The following is a 1117-nucleotide window of genomic DNA, read 5'->3' as shown; positions in this document are numbered from 1 at the left end:
CGGCCCGAGCCCGGCGGTCTCGGCGCCGAGTTGGAGACCCGTCCGCATCCGCACGCCCGTCACCGCGGCGTGCTCCGCCTGCCCCAGGTACACGTCGAACGACCGCACCGACCAGTCCGCGACCCGGTGTTCCGGCTCGATCCGGTACGGCCACCACAGCCCGCCCGCGACCGCCGACGTCGTCTCCTCCGCCGGCTCCCGCGCCCACACCGTGACGCGCCGCCCGCTTTCGGCGAGGACGACCGCACTGGTCAGGCCGATGATGCCGCTGCCGAGCACGATGACTTCGGAATCCATCCCGGCAGTCTGCCGCACCGGTCGGGATCACGCGCGGGGTGGTGGACAGCCGAGGATGATCGCTACTCTGTTCGCATGTCGAATTACGTGAGTACTGCAAGGGTTCGGGGGGCGCGCGCCCCGCGCCGATGAGCGCCCGCCCGGGGGTCCGCCGGGCCGGCAGGGACGCGCCGGCCATCCGCACCCGCACCCCCCGCGAGCTGAAGCGCAGCCGCCGCCCCCGCGCCCACTCCTGCTGGGACCACCTCTACGCCGCCCCGCTCTGGCCGCTCCACGGCGCCAACCTCGGTACGCTCCTGCGCACCTGTGACGCCGTCGGCGCCTGCCTCGTCGTGCCCCGCTTCCCCTGGGTGCCCGAGGCGCTGGCCCGCGGCAACACCCTGCGCCGCCCGGTCTGCGTGCACTGGACCGGCGACCCGCTGCGCTGGCTGGAGCGGCAGCGGGCCGCGGGCAAGTCCGTCCTCGGCGTCGAACTCGCCGACGAGGCCGTGCGCCTGGCCGACCTGCCGGCCGCGCGCCGCGCCACGGTGATGGTCCTCGGCCACGAGCAGCACGGCATCCCGCCGGACGCGCTCGACCTGCTCGACGAGGCCGTCGAGATACCCATGGTCGGCACCGGCGCCAGCCTCAACGTCGCCGTCGCCGGCTCCCTCGTCCTCTACCGGCTGGCCGGGCTGCTGTGACCGGTGACGCCCTGCTCATGGCCGGAGTCCTGCTGCTCGGTGCGTCCGTGCAGCGGCTCGCGGGCATCGGCCTCGCGCTGGTCGCCGGGCCGGCGCTGGCGCTGGTGCTCGGCACGGCCGAGGGCGTCCGGCTGTCC

At 75.4% G+C, this 1117-nt stretch carries 2 protein-coding genes; one reads left to right on the top strand and one right to left on the bottom strand.

Features of this window, described 5'->3' with window-relative positions; translation table 11 throughout:
* The coding region (locus H5J30_RS34935) for an FAD-dependent oxidoreductase (protein WP_181791816.1) at nt 1-297 on the bottom strand (297 nt) is incomplete at its 3' end.
* Between the two features lie 128 nt (nt 298-425).
* Here H5J30_RS34935 and H5J30_RS34930 point away from each other — a divergent pair.
* The gene (locus H5J30_RS34930) at nt 426-980 is read left to right on the top strand and encodes a TrmH family RNA methyltransferase (RefSeq protein WP_181791815.1); all 555 of its coding nucleotides are present in this window, start codon (nt 426-428) and stop codon (nt 978-980) included.
* Nucleotides 981-1117: the final 137 nt, after the last annotated feature.

The sequence above is a fragment of the Streptomyces phytophilus genome (assembly GCF_013870535.1).
In the GTDB taxonomy this organism is placed as follows: domain Bacteria; phylum Actinomycetota; class Actinomycetes; order Streptomycetales; family Streptomycetaceae; genus Streptomyces; species Streptomyces phytophilus.
The sequence above is the reverse complement of the archived record's forward strand: the minus strand, read 5'-3'. Positions and strand labels throughout refer to the sequence as shown.

Excerpts from the sequence above, each read along its gene's own strand:
- H5J30_RS34930 (WP_181791815.1), top strand. The coding sequence starts at position 426 with ATGAGCGCCCGCCCGGGGGTCCGCCGGGCCGGCAGGGACGCGCCGGCC.